The organism is Empedobacter falsenii, from assembly GCF_013488205.1.
In the GTDB taxonomy this organism is placed as follows: domain Bacteria; phylum Bacteroidota; class Bacteroidia; order Flavobacteriales; family Weeksellaceae; genus Empedobacter; species Empedobacter falsenii_C.
The window spans coordinates 3,424,013-3,442,440 of record NZ_CP040908.1; the positions used below are offsets into that span (position 1 = coordinate 3,424,013).

Consider the following 18,428-nt stretch of genomic DNA (forward strand, 5'->3'; position numbering starts at 1 on the left):
ATGTTAATCTTACTCGTTTTCTTGATTAATTGTATACCTTATATAAACTTTGATTTATCTCTAAATCTGTTTTGATTGTATGTTTTTTTTCAATAATGTCAATGAACTCTTCTGCTTTAAACGAATTTCGAAGTTCGAACTTCGTTTATCGCTTCGTGGAGAATATCGGAGTCGAACCGATGACCTCTTGCGTGCAAGGCAAGCGCTCTAGCCAGCTGAGCTAATCCCCCTCTTTACTATATTAGTAGTCTCAGGCAGACTCGAACTGCCGACCTCTACATTATCAGTGTAGCGCTCTAACCAGCTGAGCTATGAGACTCTTTAATACTCTTAAAGAGTGGTCTTTTTAGTTGTAAGATTTTAGTATTGAGATATGAGTATTTAGATTTATCTAAGTTCTCAATTCTAATATCTAACTTCTAATATATTTATATAATACTACAGAATAAAAAGCCGAATCAAAATCAATCTTCTTACAATAGAAGAAAATTCGTCGTTCTCTAAATATGAGATGTTCCAGCCGCACCTTCCGGTACGGCTACCTTGTTACGACTTAGCCCTAGTTACCAGTTTTACCCTAGGCAGCTCCTTTTACGGTCACCGACTTCAGGTACCCCCAGCTTCCATGGCTTGACGGGCGGTGTGTACAAGGCCCGGGAACGTATTCACCGCATCATGGCTGATATGCGATTACTAGCGATTCCAGCTTCATAGAGTCGAGTTGCAGACTCCAATCCGAACTGAGATAAGTTTTTGAGATTCGCATCTTGTTGCCAAGTAGCTGCCCTCTGTACTTACCATTGTAGCACGTGTGTAGCCCAAGACGTAAGGGCCGTGATGACTTGACGTCGTCCCCACCTTCCTCGCGGTTTGCACCGGCAGTCTCATTAGAGTCCCCGTCTTTAAACGCTGGCAACTAATGATAGGGGTTGCGCTCGTTGCAGGACTTAACCTAACACCTCACGGCACGAGCTGACGACAGCCATGCAGCACCTTGCATTCTGTCCGAAGAAAAATCTATTTCTAGATCTGTCAAATTGCATTTAAGCCTTGGTAAGGTTCCTCGCGTATCATCGAATTAAACCACATGCTCCACCGCTTGTGCGGGCCCCCGTCAATTCCTTTGAGTTTCATTCTTGCGAACGTACTCCCCAGGTGGGATACTTATAACTTTCGCTTAGCCACTGAATCCGAAAATCCAACAGCAAGTATCCATCGTTTACGGCGTGGACTACCAGGGTATCTAATCCTGTTCGCTCCCCACGCTTTCGTCCATCAGCGTCAGTTTATGTTTAGTCACCTGCCTTCGCAATTGGTGTTCTGCGTAATATCTAAGCATTTCACCGCTACACTACACATTCCAGCAACTTCAACATCACTCAAGACTAACAGTATCAATGGCAGTTTCATAGTTAAGCTATGAGATTTCACCACTGACTGATTAATCCGCCTACGGACCCTTTAAACCCAATAAATCCGGATAACGCTTGCACCCTCCGTATTACCGCGGCTGCTGGCACGGAGTTAGCCGGTGCTTATTCTTCTGGTACCTTCAGCTACTTACACGTAAGTAGGTTTATCCCCAGATAAAAGTAGTTTACAACCCATAAGGCCGTCATCCTACACGCGGGATGGCTGGATCAGGCTTCCACCCATTGTCCAATATTCCTCACTGCTGCCTCCCGTAGGAGTCTGGTCCGTGTCTCAGTACCAGTGTGGGGGTTCACCCTCTCAGGCCCCCTAAAGATCATCGTCTTGGTGAGCCGTTACCTCACCAACTAACTAATCTTACGCATGCCTATCCTACTGCGATAAATCTTTCAAAATCTAATGATGCCATTAAATCTGTTATAAAGTATTAATCCTCCTTTCGAAGGGCTATCCTTTTCAGTAAGGCAAGTTGCATACGCGTTACGCACCCGTGCGCCGGTCTCTAGTTCGAAAGAACTATACCCCTCGGCTTGCATGTGTTAAGCCTCCCGCTAGCGTTCATCCTGAGCCAGGATCAAACTCTCCATTGTAATTTTTCTTTTGGTATTGCTACCTATGTTTTTACAACTTCGAATTTCCTATAGCTCTATTATTAAAGGATTGACTTCGTTTTATTCGGCTATTTTTTTCTTCTGTATATTTTATAATTTCAAATGAACTTCTCATCTTAGCAAACCCTCTCGGTATTTGCGGTTGCAAAGGTAATACTTATTTTTTAACTAACAAATTTTATTTTGATAAATTTTTATTTCAACAAGTCAATTTCACCTTCACTCCAAAACTCCTTTCGGAATCGGTTTGCAAAGGTAAAACTTATTTCTAAACTCGCAAATTTATTTTTAAATAATTTTTGTCGCTATATAAGTCCCTATGTCAATTTCAATACTACTCGTCTTTCGTATTGAGGTTGCAAATATACGCCTGCATTATTCGTTTTTCCAAACCAACTTTACATTTATTTTACATTCTTCTCTTAAGTGATTGGTATGATGGGAAATATTTTTTGTTTTTTTTAGATATGAGAAGTGAGATACGAGGTTTTAAAAGATAAAAGCCCGTTTTTACCGCAGAAAATTATAACGAGATAGATTTCTCGACAAGCTCGAAACGACAGGAAAATTAAACTTGTTAATTACTCAAGAATACCTTTTAAACTCATAAAATGATTAGACGTTTTGCTTTTCTTTTGTTCAAGAAAAGCAAAATGGATACTTTTGAAGGAACTATTCGGGAGGAATTGTCTCAAAGCGAAAATGGTTTATTCAAAAAAATAAATAAATTTTTAATTTTGTTTAACATGTAAAATAGATTTACATTCATACTATATATAATATGCGCGATGATTTCGAAAGAAAAAGAATATTTTGAGATAATAAATAACATTTACCTAAAAGTAATTGAAGAAGAGAATTTGGGAGAAACAGCTAACTATATACCTGAATTATCTAAAATAGACGGTGAGAAATTTGGAGTTTCTTTATTGTTTACGGATCAACTTCAGTTTGGATTTGGTGATTGTGAAGAAAAATTCTCGATTCAAAGTATTTCAAAAGTGTTGCTTTTGGCTTTAGTTTATAGAGAAACTGGCGAGAAAATTTGGGAGAGAGTTGATGTAGAACCTTCGGGAACGCCATTTAATTCATTATTGCAATTAGAAACTGACAAAGGAATTCCTAGAAATCCATTTATCAATTCGGGCGCTTTAGTAGTTTGCGACATCTTAATTGGTATTTGCGATAATCCGAAAGCATATTTTTTAAATTTTATCAAAAAGGTTTCTGGTAATTATTCTATTCAATATTCTGATAAAATTGCAAAAAGTGAGTTTTCTACCGCTTATCGTAATACAGCTTTGACAAATTTTATAAAATCGTTGGGCAACATTCATAATTCTCCAGAAGATGTTCTGGATTTGTATGTTTATATCTGCTCGATTGAAATGTCGTGTATGGAGTTGAGTAAAACTTTTTCTTTTTTGGCTAATAAAGGAAAAAACTTATTTGATGATTATCAAGTTTTAAACATTAGTCAAACAAAACGAATCAACGCTATTATGCAAACTTGCGGTTTCTATGATGAATCTGGTGAATTTGCTTTTCGTGTTGGATTACCTGGAAAAAGTGGTGTTGGCGGAGGAATTGTTGCAATTATGCCCAAATATTACATTGTTTCAGTTTGGAGTCCTAAATTAAACTTAAAAGGAAACTCCTACCGAGGAATGAAATTTCTGGAAGAATTTACAACCGCAACAGAGGATTCTATTTTTTAGAATTGATAATCTCCATCACTTTATTCACCGTTTCTTCTAAATTCATGTTCGAATTATCAACTTCTATTGCATCATCTGCTTTACGAAGTGGTGAATATTCGCGATGAGAATCGATATAATCTCTTTCGTTCACATTTTTTAGAACCTCATCTAATGGAATATTTTTCCCTTGTTGTTGATATTCTAAAAAGCGACGTTGCGCACGAACTTCTGGTGAAGCTGTAACAAAAATTTTGATATCTGCATTTGGAAAAACTGTTGTCCCAATATCGCGACCATCCATCACAATACCTCCTTTTTCTCCCATTTGCTGTTGAAGCGCTACACAATAATCGCGAACAGCAGGAATCTCAGAAATTGGACTAACCATTTTAGAAACTTCCATCGTACGAATATCAGCTTCTACATTTTCACCATTCAAAAAGGTAAGATTCTTTTGAGTTATAAGATCTTGTTTAAATTCTATCTTAATGTCAGATAAATTGATTATTAATGCTTGCTCATCAATTTTATTATCGACAATATACTGATGTTGAAATGCATACAAAGTCACAGCGCGATACATTGCGCCACTGTCAATATGTGTATAACCAAGATTTCTTGCAATAATTTTTGACATCGAACTTTTTCCTGTAGAAGAATATCCGTCGATTGCAATAATTAAATTTTCTTTCATCTATATAGAATTGAAGACAAAGATAAGATTTTATAGTTGTTTGAAAAGTTTTTATAACCAAGGATTACTTCTCCAATAATCTCGACCTTGAATAATTCGGTCTAAATTGAGAATCAAACCAAAGTGATTAGAACCTCCAGATTTGTGGTAATTCGCATGACTAAACTCGAATCGAAAAGCATTTATACGAATTCCAAAACCATATGTTAAACCAGATAATGAACGCACTCCTTCTGCGGCCAATTCATTTCCTCGTTTAAAATTATATCCCAAACGCATATTAAAATCCGATTCCGGAAATAACTCTGCCCCAACTGAAACATGATCGATTATTTTCCGTCCGGCTGAAACCTCTTGACCATTTTTATTGTAAGGTTGTGAAATATCAAACTTTTGCAAATCGTGCAAAGAAAACGTAAATTCTAACGGAACATGTTCCAAACGGTGTGAAATTCCTAAATTGACTTGCGTTGGCATATCTTCTTTCTTCCCGTTGTACGTTTGGAGTTGCCCCCCAATATTACGAACAACTAACGATACATTGATATTTTTATCGAAATCATGATAAGAAAGACCTACATCACCTGCAATAGCCGATGACTTATACGATTCGATTGTAGAGTTAATATATTTTAAATTTGCTCCAACTGTCCAGTAATCGCCTAAAACTCGAGCATAACCGACAGTAATGGCCGCATCATTTGCTTTGAAATTTCCTGTTACATTTCCATTTTCATCGGTCCCAATTAATTTTCCATAATCGACATACTGTCCATGAACAGAGACAAAATTTTCTTTATCAATTTCGTAAACAGTCGAAAATGTACCAAAGTTTACATCTGCAATATAATTCACATAATTAATTCCAAACTGACCATGCATATCACGATTCATTAATGCAGGATTCCAAAGAGATGAATTAGGATCGGCATCCCAAGAAGTCGCCGCATTTCCACCCAAAGCAGCTTGACGCGGAGAGGTTGTAATGTTCAAAAACTCGTAAACACGCGTTCCATCTTGCGCAAAGATCGAAGACGATAGCGCAAAAAACAATAATGTACTTAGCTTTTTAAACATTGGGCAAAAATAAAGATTTTGTAGAATAACGAAAACAGAATGATTTTGGTATATATGGAATTAAATTTTAAGCATTCTGAAAAAAAGCTTAACTTCAATTTACCTAAAAAACAGACTATGGATTTTTTCATTGCCATCATCATACTTACATTATTTGTGATTTTGTTTAACAAAGTAACACAACTGAAGAAACAACTTGATTATCAAGATGCCAAAATAAAACATTTACAAGAACAATTAAATGCTCAGGAAACAAAACCTGATCCCAAACCTATTGTTCAAAAACCAGAAGTTGTTGAAGAAAAAATCACACCTCAACCTGAGCCAATTTCTTATCAAAAAGAAACTATACAAAAATCTGATCTCGAAGAATTAATTGAAAAAACGCAATCACATCCTCAACCCGATGAAAGTAACTTTGATAAAAACCTTCATAATGCTATTGCCTTTATTAAAGACAATTTTTTGACAATTTTCGGAATTGTAACCTTGGTTCTTGGTATTGGTTATTTTGTAAAATATGCCATCGATCAAAATTGGATCAACGAAACTTTCCGCGTAATGATTGGTTTAGTTCTTGGTTTAGGAATTATCGGAACCGCTCATAAAATCAGGAAAAACTTCGACATATTTTCTTCTATCTTGATTGGCGGTGGATTAACCGTTTTATATTTTACACTAACCATTGCTTTTCGTGAATATCATTTATTTTCTCAAAACATTACTTTTATATTACTCACAATTGTCACTGTTTTTTCTATTGTCATGGCAATGTTGTACAATCGTCAAGTAGTAGCAATTTTCTCTATTATTGGTGGATTTACCGCTCCGCTAATGATCAGTACAGGCGAAAGTAACTTCGTGTTTCTGTTTGGCTATCTGGTTATTCTAAATCTTAGTATGTTGTATATGTCCTGGCGAAAAAACTGGCAAGTTATTTCGTTCATTGCTTTTTCGTTCACTTTTATTTACAGTATTGCCTGGATTAGCCATTCCAAATCTAACGTACAATTTTTATTCTTTGCGCTACTTTATATTATATTTACTATAACAAGTTTCATCAATTATTTAAAAAAAGAAGAATTCTCGGTCTGGAATTGTCTTTTATTCATTTTTAATACCATTCTTTCGACCATCTTAATTTCTGCTGTTTATTATTTTAAAGTTGGAGATCATAACGGTTTGATTGCTTTTATATTTGGATTGATGACTGCGTTGGGAGCTTTATACATTTACAAATCATCAAAGCAGGCTTTGTTACAAAATACGTTCATTGGATTAAGCATTTCATTAATCACAACAGCAATTGGATTAGAATTTGAGGCCAATGTTGTTTCCGTATGTTTTGCAATAGAATCAACTTTGTTATTATTTCTTTGGAAAAAAAGTCATCAAAACATTTTCAAAATATTTTTCATTGCGCTATTTCCTTTCTTTTTTATTGCACTAAGTATCAATTGGTTTGATTATATTGACAGTAACAATCGTTTACCAATTATTATCAATCCTGTTTTCAGCACAAGTTTTATTGCTTTAGTTTGTTCGATTGCAAATATTTATTTGATGAAAGATTTTGAAACAGAAGAACAATTTTTAGGTTTCAAATTAACGCATTCAAAATTTATTTTCGTTTCGACATCTCTTTTATTGATGTATACAGGAATTCTGTTCGAATTAATTTACCAGATTGAACCTTATTTTAACTTTATGCTGATGATAAGTTATGTTTTGATTTACACCTTGTTCTTTATTGCATTCATTTTAGCTTTGCGCAAAAAGTTCAATTTAGGCAATACACTACAACTTCTTCTGCAAATTTCGGCCGGTTTTTGTGTCTTACTTTTACCGCTTTTTGCCGAAATACCATCATTAACTTATCGCGAAAATTTTAGTATAAGCAGTTATTTCATTTACATAACTTACTTATTCCCGACAGCCTATATCATCTATTTACTTGTAAAAAATAAAGACTTCAAGAACTCTAAAGTGCTACAAATTGTAACGATGTTTATCTTGGTTTATGTCATTAGTTTTGAGAAATATAATGCGTTTATGCTCATAACACTTGATGAAGCTTCAGCGAATTTTACTCATCAAGCAGATATTTTCCGAATGATATTACTGCCTATTATTTGGGCTGTTTTAGGATTTGGAATGATTTATTTCGGGTTGAAGAATCAACTAAAAGGTTTTCCTATTGTTGGAATTATTTTATTTGGATTGATTATTTTAAAACTTTACCTAGTTGATGTCTGGGAAATGAGTAACGTGTTTAGAATCGTTTCATTCATTGTTTTAGGAATTTTAATCTTATTGACATCCTTCATGTACCAAAAACTAAGAAAATTAATGTTTAATTTGATGGAGAAACCAAATCCAAACAAAGAAGCTGAACATTAATGTTTAGCTTCTTTGCCTGGATTTTAACTTTCTTTCAATGCTTCTGCTATTTCCCGCATATCGTTTGAAGATGGAGATTCAAAAATCTCCAAATGGAAAAATGGAACAACTGCAATAATGTGATCAAAAATATCTGCCATGATGACTTCATATTCATTCCAGACAGTTGTATTTGTAAACATAAACAATTCTATCGGCAATCCATGTTCTGTTGGTTGGAGCTGACGAACCTCGAACATCAAATCTTTTCTAATTTTTGGACTGTTGTACGTATAAGTCTTAATATATTGTCGGAACAAACCTATATTTGTCATTCGTCTTCCATTTGCCCACACTGTCGGATCTACTTTATTTGAACGATTATATTGTTCAATCTCATTTGAACGGTCAACAATAAAGTCGTATAACATTTTAATCTTTTTCAGCTCCTCTATTTCTTCTTCTGTCACAAAACGAATCGAATTCATTTTAATATTAATTGAACGTTTTATTCGACGTCCTCCTGCATTTTGCATTCCTCTGTAATTACGGAACGAATCTGAAACCAGTGCATAAGTTGGAATAGTTGTAATGGTTTTATCAAAATTCTGAACTTTTACAGACCCTAAATTAATTTCGATTACCGTTCCATCTGCACCATATTTTGTCATCTCAATCCAATCTCCAACTCGAACCATATCGTTCATGGACACCTGAATACTTGCCACAAAGCCTAAAATTGAATCTTTAAAAACTAGCATCAAAATTGCTGAAGCTGCACCCAATGAAACTAAAAATGTAAGTGGTGATTTTCCGGTTACAATCGAAAATATAAGAATACCGCAAACAAAGAATAATGAAATGTTCATCACTTGCAGATAACTGTCTATTGGCTTGTCTGCAAACGACTTTTTGCTTCGAAGAAAATCTCTGAATGTTTTAAACACAGCACTAAACAGCAAGCCTATAGCGACAACCAACGCTACATCTGTTATCTGCATCGCAATTTTTATCCAATTTGGAAATCCCTTAAAAATTAAAGGAATTGCTTCTTGGGCTACAATTATCGGGACAATATGTGTAACAAATTGCAAGACTTTATTTTTGACCAGTAAGTCGTCAACTTTTGTTTTACTCTTACGAATGACATTCGTCAAAACTAACAATAACACTTTCCTCAATAAAAAATCAATCACATATAAAATGATAATTATAGCAATCGACAATACAAGTGTAGTAATAATTGTTGTCGAATAACTCGAAAGTCCAAAGGTAGAAATCAATTCTAAAGTTGAGCGATACAAATCGCTTTGAATATTTTTGTCTAAAAGTTCCATTTGTCTAAAACTAACGGAACAAAAATAAGTTTATCCTTTTCATAAAAGATAACAACTGATAAATTACATTGAAAAATTATTCTGTTGTTAATTTATTTTGATTCAAAGCAAAGAAAAGTTTACATTTGTTAGATTAATCTAACTTATTTAAATTAATGTTTTCAAACCCTTTGATATTTGCCTTTAGTTTAACTTTTCTTGCGGGAATCAGCACCGGAATTGGTAGCATTTTATGTTTACTTTACAAAAAATTCAATCCAAAATTTTTAGGAATGATGCTCGGAATTTCTGCTGGCGTGATGCTTTACGTATCTTTTGTTGAAATTCTAACGAAAGCAAAACTATCATTATCTTCTGTCTTTGGAGAAAAATTGGGTTACACCTATACCTTATTAGGTTTTTTTACCGGAATAGTGATTATTATTTTAATTGATAAAATTTTACCTCATCAACATCCCGATGAAAAACAATCTGAAACTCATGATCAAAAACTTTTACGTTTAGGAATTTTTTCAGCTTTAGCTTTATCTATTCATAATTTTCCTGAAGGTCTGGCAACATTTTTATCTGCATTAGAAAATCCTACTTATGGAATTTCGATTGCATCAGCCATCGCGATTCATAACATTCCTGAAGGAATTGCTGTTGCCATACCAATTTACTACGCAACAAAAAACAGAAAAAAAGCTTTTTTATACTCATTCTTATCTGGGTTAACAGAACCTATTGGCGCATTAATTGGCTATTTTATTTTATTGCAGTTTTTCGATGAATCTATTTTTGGAGCAATTTTCGCAGGTGTAGCAGGAATGATGGTTTATATTTGTATTAACGAATTAATTCCTACAGCAAAGGAATATGCAGGAAAAAAATTATCTACTTACGGAATTGTATTTGGGATGTTTATCATGGCTGTCAGCTTGGTATTGTTTTTATAGGTCTATAAATAATTTAATCATCTACTTTTATAAAATGTTAAATATTTAATAATCAGATAACTTGTTTAATATTTTACATATATTTGTCAAACTTTTTACTAAAACCGACCAATCATGACCAAACCAATCCACTTTCTCCAAAATAAAGAGTAGTAAATTTTTAAACTTTTAAAATTTACAGTATCACACTATATTTCTATTTTAACATAGAGATAATACAATCTAATACCTATTCATTATGAAAAAGACCTTATTTTCTGCACTTTTATTAAGTGTTTCTGTGCTTTCTGTAGCACAGGTAGGAATCAATACAAATGATCCTAAAACTACCTTAGATGTCAATGGTAGCTTCGCTACAAGAGAATCTTCTGTTGCTATATCAGGTTCAACCGCAACGTTAGATATAAAAAATGCATTTTACAAAATCACAGGAGGTACCGCAAATTTTACAATTGTATTTTCTACTACTGCTCCAGTAGGAAGCAACATACAGAATGGACAACGTATTGTTATTTATAATGATACAAATTTTGAAGGTTCTTATAATTCATTTAAAATTCCTTCAAAAACAGCTCAAGAGTTCATTTATTCTGGCGGAGCCTGGTATTCTGTAAAAGCAGCAAGCAATACTCCTTCTCAATTAAAATGGTTTTATGCACCAAGTATGATATTGGATACCTCATATACTACTACTGCAAGAACATATAATATATATGAGAATTATAAAAAACAATTTACAAATACAGGAACTGAAACAAATGTAAATTATGGACCTACAGGAACAATTGCTACTATTCCTGTATATAGTTCTTCAGGAGATTTGGATTATGTTGTTACAGGATACGATAAATCAGTTTTTTATGATGTATCCATCAATTCAAGTGGAATATTAAGTTATAAAGTTAACGGTGCTGCTACAGACAAGACTTTTATGAATATTGTTTTTGTTCCTAAAAACTAAAATAATATGAAAAAAAACTTACTAACATTAACACTATTAACAGGAATCTGTTTGCAATTAAATGCACAAACTTTTCCTTATAGTAATTCACTTCAAACCAGTGGAAGTTATAATTTAATTAACGGAAGTACAGGTGTATCTGTAAATGCAACCGTTAACGGAACCCAAACAAAAGGAATATTATTAACTCCAGCAGAAAGAAGTAAATTTAATGGAATTGAATTAAACGGAATCAACTTTAATACAAATAGAGGATTTAACATTGATTTCGAATATTTCCAATGGGGGGGCAGCAACCAAGCTGATGGTATAGCATTAGTCCTTTTTGATGGCTCTACAACTACCCCTTCAATGGGATCCAGTGGTGCAGGATTAGGTTATACGTATTCTAAAGGAACAAATGGTAATAACAATACCTCTGGTTTTACCAATGGTTATTTAGCTTTCGGTTTTGACAGTTTTGGTAATTTCCATCGGGTAAGGAGAGAAACAAATGAATGGCGAAATGGATTGTATACCGTAAGTGGATCTAATGTATATGACGGTGTTAACCCACAGTCAGGCTCTTCAAATTTCACAGAATTATCCTACCAAGGTGACTCATCTAACAGGAACAAAGCAAGTTATTTTACAATTAGGGGAAGTGCCAATTCGCCTAAATGGATTCAGAATACGACAAATTCTGATAATTCAAGAGGTTATCCAGTATTGTATACAGTAAATACACAAGTTTCCAGTGATGGTACTGCAAATGGTGTTACAAACGGAGCTTCTTTAGCAGCTAATAATAATGGAGGGCATGGAACTAGAAAAATTTCTGGCTTTAATCCTTTTAATATTCGAAGCGGAGTATATACTGAAGATATTAAAAATACTGGTTATCGCAAAGCTCATTTACAGTTCAGAAAAGGTAAAAGAGAATATTATAATCCCGATAGAACAACCATCAATGAAGTTATCGAATCTTATTTTGTAGATGTTATTATAGAAACAAACACAGGTAGAAATACAATTGCAAAAAATGAACAATTCAGAATAAGTGCGAAAAACACAGCTAGTCATGCTATCAGAAATTATTATGATCCTAATTCTTATAATGCGACAACTACATCTGGATTTAGCTCACTTAATTTCAATGGGAAAGCGCCAACTACTTTAAAAATGGCTATTACCGGATCGACTGGTTTATATTACCAAAATCAATTGGTTCGAAATGTAAATATTGCATTACCCTATTCTCCAAATGCAATAAATGATGCATATAGTAATGTATGCAATAATTTTCCAACTATTATAGGTCATCCATTAATCAATGACACGGCCTATAACAATGATGAATACATTGAAAGATACGAAGGTACGCCTACAACATCTGTAGTAGACTTAAAAGAAATGACTCATACCGTTTCAACCCCAAGTATGGATCATATTGATACTTCATCATTTTCTTTTATGACAATGAATTCAAGTGGAAAATATGAAAAAGTAACACCTAACCAGTATTTATATACGATTCCAGGAGTTGGAACTTTCCAATATATTTACCAAGAGAACGGAATTAACCTTTCTCCACAAGATCCATATATTGTTTTCACTCCTATCTCTAACGGTGCTGCATTGAATAATACCTTTAATATGTATTATACTATAAAAAATAAACCAAAAACAGGTGTAAATGGTGGAGTATTGGGAGATGAAGAATACAGGTCTGCTGTAAGTACAATTACCATCACAACCAGTTCTTCAAATTGTGCAAAGCCGTATATTATTACAAATAAAAATGTCACCACTTCTTTATAAAACGACTAAAGCCTCTATTATAGAGGTTTTTTTATATCTGAAAAATAATTAACATCTGAAAAAATATTTATTTTTAAAGAAAGAGTCATCTTATTTAGTCAATCATTTTATAGAAATAAAATGATAATTTATAAAAAACAAAAAAACTTCCCGCAAAGAGAAGTAATTTTGAGAAATGATATAAATTAACACATGAGGATTTTGTTACAGCAAACTTACTTCAAGATTTTTTTGAACAGCTTAACTAAATATTATCTGATTGTTAAATCAAGATTAAATAGACAATTTATGAAAATAACAGTTTTACTTTTTTGTTTTACCCTAATTTTTGGGTGCTCGTCAATTTCAGATTCGCATAATTTAAATGACAACGTTGAAGATGGAACCTATTGTGCAAAAGTCCGCATAAAAACGAGAGAGAAAACCAAAATATACCAATTAACAATAACTGCTAAAAACAATCATCTTCAGGAGGTTAATTGGCCAAATGGAGGCTGGTTAGATCGATCTCATTACAAGCTCCCTGAATTTTATGAAAATGAAACTACTTTTATAGATGACAGAGGCAGAAAGTTTGATGTAAAAATTATACATAAAGGAAAGTGTAGATCATAAAAAAGCCCGAAACATTTGTTTCGGGCTTTAATCTAGTACTCGGAGTGGGAATCGAACCCACACTCCAAAGGAACACGAGTTTGAGTCGTGCGCGTCTACCAATTCCGCCATCCGAGCCTTTATGGACTGCAAATATAGTGTTACTTTATTTATTTTTCCAACTATTTTTTAAACTTTTTACAGATTAATTTCTAACATATCGTAAGCCAAATGTTTACCTTTTGGTAATCCTTTGTCTACTTCATCATGAAATCCTAAATGATGCGAAATATGTGTAAAATATGTACTCTTGGCTCCTATCAACTCTGAATAACGAATCGCTTCATCCAACAATATGTGTGAAAAATGCTCTTGCTCTACTCGTAATGCACTTATAATCAAAATTTCCACGCCTCGAAGTTTTTCAAGAGATTCAGCAGGAACCGTTTTTACATCTGTCAAATACGCTATTTTATCATCAATCAAATAACCTAAAATAGGCAATGAACCATGCATCACTTTTATGGGTTGAATGTTGAATCCGGCAACCGAAAATTGTTCCGTTTCAACTTCATTTTCAATCACCGTAGGCACTCCAGGGTATTTATGTTCAGCAAACATATATGGAAATCGATTATGTATTTCATCCAAAACTCGTTTCAAACCATAGACATTCATATCTTCTCCCGATTTGAAAACCAACGGACGAATATCATCCAATCCTAAAACATGATCATTATGCTCGTGTGTATACAGGATTCCATCTAACCTTTGCGCATTATAACGCAACATTTGTTGTCTAAAATCTGGTCCACTATCTATCGTAACAACCTTTCCATCTTTTTCTAACAACAAAGAAGAACGCAAACGTTTATCTTTTTGATTTGTTGACAAACACACTGGATGATCGCTACCAATAATCGGAATTCCTTGCGAAGTCCCAGTTCCTAAAAAATGTATTTTTATATTTGATTTAGCCATAATGATTTGGTAAATTTACCACAAACTATTTGAAATTAAAATATGGCATTAGAACAAGTTCTTACTCCTAAACAAAAAGCTTTAGAGATCAATTTGAATCCGAAAATATACGGTTCTTTTGCAGAAATTGGTGCTGGTCAAGAGACCGTTCGTTTTTTTTATCGCGCAGGTGCTGCTTCGGGTACTGTTGCAAAAGCGATGAGTGCTTATGACAAAGAAATGTCCGATTCGATATATGGTGTAGAAGAAAATCGTCGTTATGTGACACAAGCTCGCCTTAAAAAAATGCTGGATCATGAGATGGAATTGATGAAAGAGCGTCTAATACACGATCACTACAAAGAAAAAGCATTTTTTACGTATGCAAATACAGTGACAACAATTGATTATTCGAAGAAAAATGAAGGTCAAGGTTGGATTGGTTTACGTTTCAAATTGAATGCAGAAGAAGAAAAAGCAAACGAAATTATTTTTCACGTAAAATTCAAAGAAAATACAGCTCAATTGCAACAAGAAACTTTAGGTGTTTTGGGTGTTAATTTGATTTACGGTGCTTATTATTACTACGATAATCCTCGAAAATTAATCAAATCTTTGTACGATACATTGGATAAAGATCAGTTAGAAATTGACATGATTAACTTTCGTGGTCCACAATTCAAATATGTTGATAATCGTTTGATGTCGCTTCAATTGGTTAAAAATGGAATGACTGATGTTGCGGTTTTCAATCCACAAGGAAAAAATATTTTACCTGCCGATTTATTATACAAGAAAAATATCTTCGCTGTTCGTGGCTCTTTCCGTCCTTTTATGAATGTAAATATGGATATGTTCAAAGGTGGTTTAGAAATTTTCAAACAGGAAGATGATGTTCGAACAGATAATACCGAAATTTTATTTGAGATTACACTTTCTAACTTGATTGCTTCTGGTTTTGAAGGGGAATTGAATGAACGTGATTTCTTAGATCGCGCTGATATTATTGGTAGTTTAGGTTACAATGTTATCATTTCTAATTTTTCTGAATATTATAAATTGGTTGATTATTTCTCGAAATTCACCCGAAATCAAACCAAAGTTGGTTTAGCAATGGGTGTTAATAATTTGGTCGAAATTTTCAATGAGCAATACTATGCCGATTTACCAGGCGGAATTATGGAAGCTTTCGGAAAATTATTCAAGAAAAATGTAAAAGTTTATCTGTATCCATATTTAGACAAAGAAAAAGATATTTTGTTGACGTCGAAAAATCTACAAGTAAGTGATAGCGTGCACGAATTGTACAAATATTTCTTGTATAACGGAAGAGTTCAAGATATTTTGAATTACAACAGAGGTTATTTAGATTCTTATTCTCGCCGAATTTTAGAAAAAATCGCCAATGCCGAACAAGATTGGGAAAATGAATGCCCAGAAGGTGTTGCTGATATGATCAAAGATCGTGGAATGTTTGGCTACAAATTGAAATATATGTTGGAGTAAATTCTAGTATGTCAATCTGAACTCGTTTCAGATTCTCATCATAATCAATATGCGATGTTGAAATAAATTCAACATAAAAAACCACTTCTGCAGAAGTGGTTTTTTATTTTAATAACCTCATTATTTATTGATAAAATTTTTAAAATCATTAAATAAAAGCTGAAAAGTCTTTTCCAATTGAACATCTGAAGTAGTAGAAGCCGAAACTCCTTCATGTTTAAACTCTAAAATTGATCCTGATTCTTTCGCATAAATCTTTTCTAAATTTTGTAAATCATAAGCTTCAAGAATAATATGATACTCTCTTTTCACCTGATTATTATTCATTGAATTATCTTTTTTACCATTTTTATAAGCAGGCTTTAATAATGTTTTCAACAGTAATAAATAATCTTTATTTGTCTGTTCTTTTATTAAAATTAATTCATCTTCCGTCAATTGATATTTAAAATCATTTACATCAAAATCTATAAAATTTTGTTGAAGATATAATTGAGAACCAAAAAGAGATTTGAAATCATTATCAACCTTTTCATTAAATTTTACAGCATTAAATGGAAAATTATTTTTAACCAATAAAAAGGTTTTGTCAAGATGAACTAATTTCTTATCTGGATTTAATAATACATCTGTTAATGCATATTTTGGTGAGTAACAAGAATTAAAAAAGCATAAAATACAACCAAATAAAAATATTTTTCTCATACATAAATATTAGTGAATTTTAAAGATAACAAAAAAGCTCTGAGTTTCCTCAGAGCTTAAAAATCATTATATAAAAATTCTTTCGAATTAATCTTCAGCAAATAATTCTGCTTCGTCAGCTGGATTATCAATAGAAGGTTTTCCATCTACTGGCTCACCTTTGATTAATGCGACAATTTTAGCTTCAATTTCTTCTGCCAATTCAGGATTATCTTTCAATACTTCTTTTACAGCATCTCGACCTTGTCCTAATTTGCTATCGTTGTATGAATACCAAGAACCAGATTTGTTTACAATTCCTTTCTCAACACCCATATCCAAAATTTCTCCAACTTTAGAAATTCCTTCACCGTACATAATATCAAATTCTGCTTGACGGAATGGAGGTGCAACTTTATTTTTAACCACTTTTACTTTCGAATGATTTCCGATTACCTCATCTCCATTTTTGATTTGAGTAGAACGACGGATATCCAAACGTACAGATGCGTAGAATTTTAAGGCATTACCACCAGTTGTTGTTTCTGGATTACCGAACATTACCCCAATTTTTTCACGTAATTGATTAATAAAAATTGCTGTACATTTCGTTTTATTGATTGTTCCTGTCAATTTACGTAAAGCTTGCGACATCAAACGCGCTTGTAATCCCATACGAGAATCTCCCATTTCACCTTCAATCTCCGCTTTTGGAGTAAGAGCCGCAACAGAGTCAATTACGATAATATCTATCGCTCCCGAACGAATTAAGTTATCTGCAATTTCTAACGCTTGCTCACCATTATCTGGTTGAGAAATAATTAAGTTTTCTACATCGACACCTAATTTTGCAGCATAATAACGGTCAAAAGCATGTTCTGCATCAATAAAAGCAGCGATACCACCAGCTTTTTGGGCTTCAGCAATAGCATGTAAAGTCAATGTTGTTTTACCAGAAGATTCTGGTCCGTAGATTTCTATAACACGTCCGCGAGGATAACCTCCTACTCCTAACGCTAAATCTAATCCTAAAGATCCAGAAGGAATTACTTCTATTTTATCATCAACAGCCGAATCTCCCATACGCATTACAGTTCCTTTCCCGTAAGCTTTGTCCATCTTATCTAAGATCAGCTGTAACGCTTTCTTTTTATTGTCTAAATCGCTCATTATATTATTTTTTATTTTTCTAAAATTTGTTTTGCGTGTTCTTTTGTTTTCACTTTTTCGATTACATCTGTAATCACTCCTTTTTCATCAATGATGAAAGTTGTACGATGAATTCCATCAAATTCGCGTCCCATAAATTTCTTTGGTCCCCAAACCCCAAAAGCATTCAAAATTTCGTGATTTTCATCTGCAAGCAAAGGAAAAGGTAAATTATTTTTCTCTGCAAAATTCTTTTGTCTTTTCACAGAATCTGCACTTACTCCAACCAAATGATAACCTTGAGCTTTCAACGCATTTTCGTTATCGCGCAAATCACATGCTTCGGCTGTACAACCTGGTGTACTTGCTTTTGGATAAAAGAAAACGACTAATTTTTTTCCTGCAAAATCTTGGTATGAAACTTCGTTTCCATCTTGATCAATTCCTTTAAAATCTGGAACTTTATCTCCTATTTTTAACATCTTGATTTATCTTTAGAACTTCTCGTAAAAATAATGATTAAATCTTGAATCATAACTGATTTAACTAATTAATCTTTTATTTATACTACAAATGTAATGCTATACAACGCCAAAATAAGTCGCTT

General features: G+C 33.3%; 14 protein-coding genes, 3 tRNA genes and 1 rRNA gene. 7 read left to right on the top strand and 11 right to left on the bottom strand.

From position 1 onward, the window contains the following. Nucleotides 1-156 precede the first annotated feature (156 nt). The 3 genes from FH779_RS16005 to FH779_RS16015 all read right to left on the bottom strand — a co-directional run bounded on the left by FH779_RS16005 (nucleotide 157) and on the right by FH779_RS16015 (nucleotide 2,021). A tRNA-Ala gene (locus tag FH779_RS16005) sits at nucleotides 157-230 on the bottom strand. Between the two features lie 15 nt (nucleotides 231-245). Continuing rightward, nucleotides 246-319: transfer RNA gene (locus FH779_RS16010), tRNA-Ile, on the bottom strand. Nucleotides 320-504: 185 nt separating this feature from the next. Then, a 16S ribosomal RNA gene (locus tag FH779_RS16015) occupies nucleotides 505-2,021 on the bottom strand. 809 nt (nucleotides 2,022-2,830) lie between these two features. Between FH779_RS16015 and FH779_RS16020 the strand changes: the two genes are divergently transcribed. Next, nucleotides 2,831-3,760 carry a glutaminase gene (locus FH779_RS16020; protein ID WP_180905414.1) on the top strand — a complete coding sequence of 310 codons (930 nt, stop codon included), beginning with the start codon at nucleotides 2,831-2,833 and terminating at the stop codon, nucleotides 3,758-3,760. On the opposite strand, the gene cmk is transcribed toward FH779_RS16020, so the two are convergent. Then, nucleotides 3,750-4,436 carry a (d)CMP kinase gene (gene cmk / locus FH779_RS16025; RefSeq protein ID WP_125350732.1) on the bottom strand — a complete coding sequence of 229 codons (687 nt, stop codon included), beginning with the start codon at nucleotides 4,434-4,436 and terminating at the stop codon, nucleotides 3,750-3,752. The two genes, FH779_RS16020 and cmk, sit on opposite strands and share 11 nt — an antisense overlap. 51 nt (nucleotides 4,437-4,487) lie before the next feature. Beyond that, on the bottom strand, nucleotides 4,488-5,513 hold the full coding sequence (gene porQ, locus FH779_RS16030) for a type IX secretion system protein PorQ (protein WP_180905415.1): 1,026 nt from the start codon (nucleotides 5,511-5,513) through the stop codon (nucleotides 4,488-4,490). Between the two features lie 117 nt (nucleotides 5,514-5,630). On the opposite strand from porQ, the gene FH779_RS16035 reads away from it, so the two are divergent. Next, nucleotides 5,631-7,913, top strand: a complete 2,283-nt coding sequence (locus FH779_RS16035; protein ID WP_180905416.1) for a DUF2339 domain-containing protein — start codon at nucleotides 5,631-5,633, stop codon at nucleotides 7,911-7,913. A 23-nt stretch (nucleotides 7,914-7,936) separates the two neighbouring features. On the opposite strand, the gene FH779_RS16040 is transcribed toward FH779_RS16035, so the two are convergent. Continuing rightward, nucleotides 7,937-9,229 carry a mechanosensitive ion channel family protein gene (locus FH779_RS16040; protein ID WP_180905417.1) on the bottom strand — a complete coding sequence of 431 codons (1,293 nt, stop codon included), beginning with the start codon at nucleotides 9,227-9,229 and terminating at the stop codon, nucleotides 7,937-7,939. Nucleotides 9,230-9,384: 155 nt separating this feature from the next. On the opposite strand from FH779_RS16040, the gene zupT reads away from it, so the two are divergent. The 4 genes from zupT to FH779_RS16060 all read left to right on the top strand — a co-directional run bounded on the left by zupT (nucleotide 9,385) and on the right by FH779_RS16060 (nucleotide 13,543). Beyond that, nucleotides 9,385-10,167, top strand: coding sequence for a zinc transporter ZupT (gene zupT / locus FH779_RS16045; protein WP_180905418.1), 783 nt, complete (start codon nucleotides 9,385-9,387; stop codon nucleotides 10,165-10,167). Nucleotides 10,168-10,405: 238 nt separating this feature from the next. Beyond that, nucleotides 10,406-11,128 carry a hypothetical protein gene (locus FH779_RS16050; RefSeq protein WP_180905419.1) on the top strand — a complete coding sequence of 241 codons (723 nt, stop codon included), beginning with the start codon at nucleotides 10,406-10,408 and terminating at the stop codon, nucleotides 11,126-11,128. A 6-nt stretch (nucleotides 11,129-11,134) separates the two neighbouring features. Then, the gene (locus FH779_RS16055) at nucleotides 11,135-12,928 is read left to right on the top strand and encodes an L-type lectin family protein (RefSeq protein WP_180905420.1); all 1,794 of its coding nucleotides are present in this window, start codon (nucleotides 11,135-11,137) and stop codon (nucleotides 12,926-12,928) included. A 288-nt stretch (nucleotides 12,929-13,216) separates the two neighbouring features. Beyond that, nucleotides 13,217-13,543 carry a hypothetical protein gene (locus FH779_RS16060; protein WP_180905421.1) on the top strand — a complete coding sequence of 109 codons (327 nt, stop codon included), beginning with the start codon at nucleotides 13,217-13,219 and terminating at the stop codon, nucleotides 13,541-13,543. A 36-nt stretch (nucleotides 13,544-13,579) separates the two neighbouring features. Here the strand turns inward: FH779_RS16060 and FH779_RS16065 are convergent. After that, nucleotides 13,580-13,660, bottom strand: a tRNA-Leu gene (locus tag FH779_RS16065). Between the two features lie 60 nt (nucleotides 13,661-13,720). Beyond that, entirely contained in the window at nucleotides 13,721-14,503 is a 783-nt protein-coding gene (locus FH779_RS16070; protein WP_180905422.1) for an MBL fold metallo-hydrolase, read from the bottom strand. Between the two features lie 42 nt (nucleotides 14,504-14,545). Between FH779_RS16070 and FH779_RS16075 the strand changes: the two genes are divergently transcribed. After that, nucleotides 14,546-15,988, top strand: a complete 1,443-nt coding sequence (locus FH779_RS16075) for a TonB-dependent receptor (RefSeq protein ID WP_180905423.1) — start codon at nucleotides 14,546-14,548, stop codon at nucleotides 15,986-15,988. A gap of 120 nt (nucleotides 15,989-16,108) precedes the next feature. Here the strand turns inward: FH779_RS16075 and FH779_RS16080 are convergent, their stop codons facing one another. The 3 genes from FH779_RS16080 to bcp all read right to left on the bottom strand — a co-directional run bounded on the left by FH779_RS16080 (nucleotide 16,109) and on the right by bcp (nucleotide 18,309). Then, nucleotides 16,109-16,693, bottom strand: coding sequence for a hypothetical protein (locus FH779_RS16080; RefSeq protein ID WP_180905424.1), 585 nt, complete (start codon nucleotides 16,691-16,693; stop codon nucleotides 16,109-16,111). An 87-nt stretch (nucleotides 16,694-16,780) separates the two neighbouring features. Then, a complete protein-coding gene (recA, locus tag FH779_RS16085; protein ID WP_180905425.1) occupies nucleotides 16,781-17,842 on the bottom strand; it encodes a recombinase RecA in 1,062 nt (353 codons plus the stop codon). An 11-nt stretch (nucleotides 17,843-17,853) separates the two neighbouring features. Next, nucleotides 17,854-18,309, bottom strand: a complete 456-nt coding sequence (bcp, locus tag FH779_RS16090; protein WP_115002189.1) for a thioredoxin-dependent thiol peroxidase — start codon at nucleotides 18,307-18,309, stop codon at nucleotides 17,854-17,856. Nucleotides 18,310-18,428: the final 119 nt, after the last annotated feature.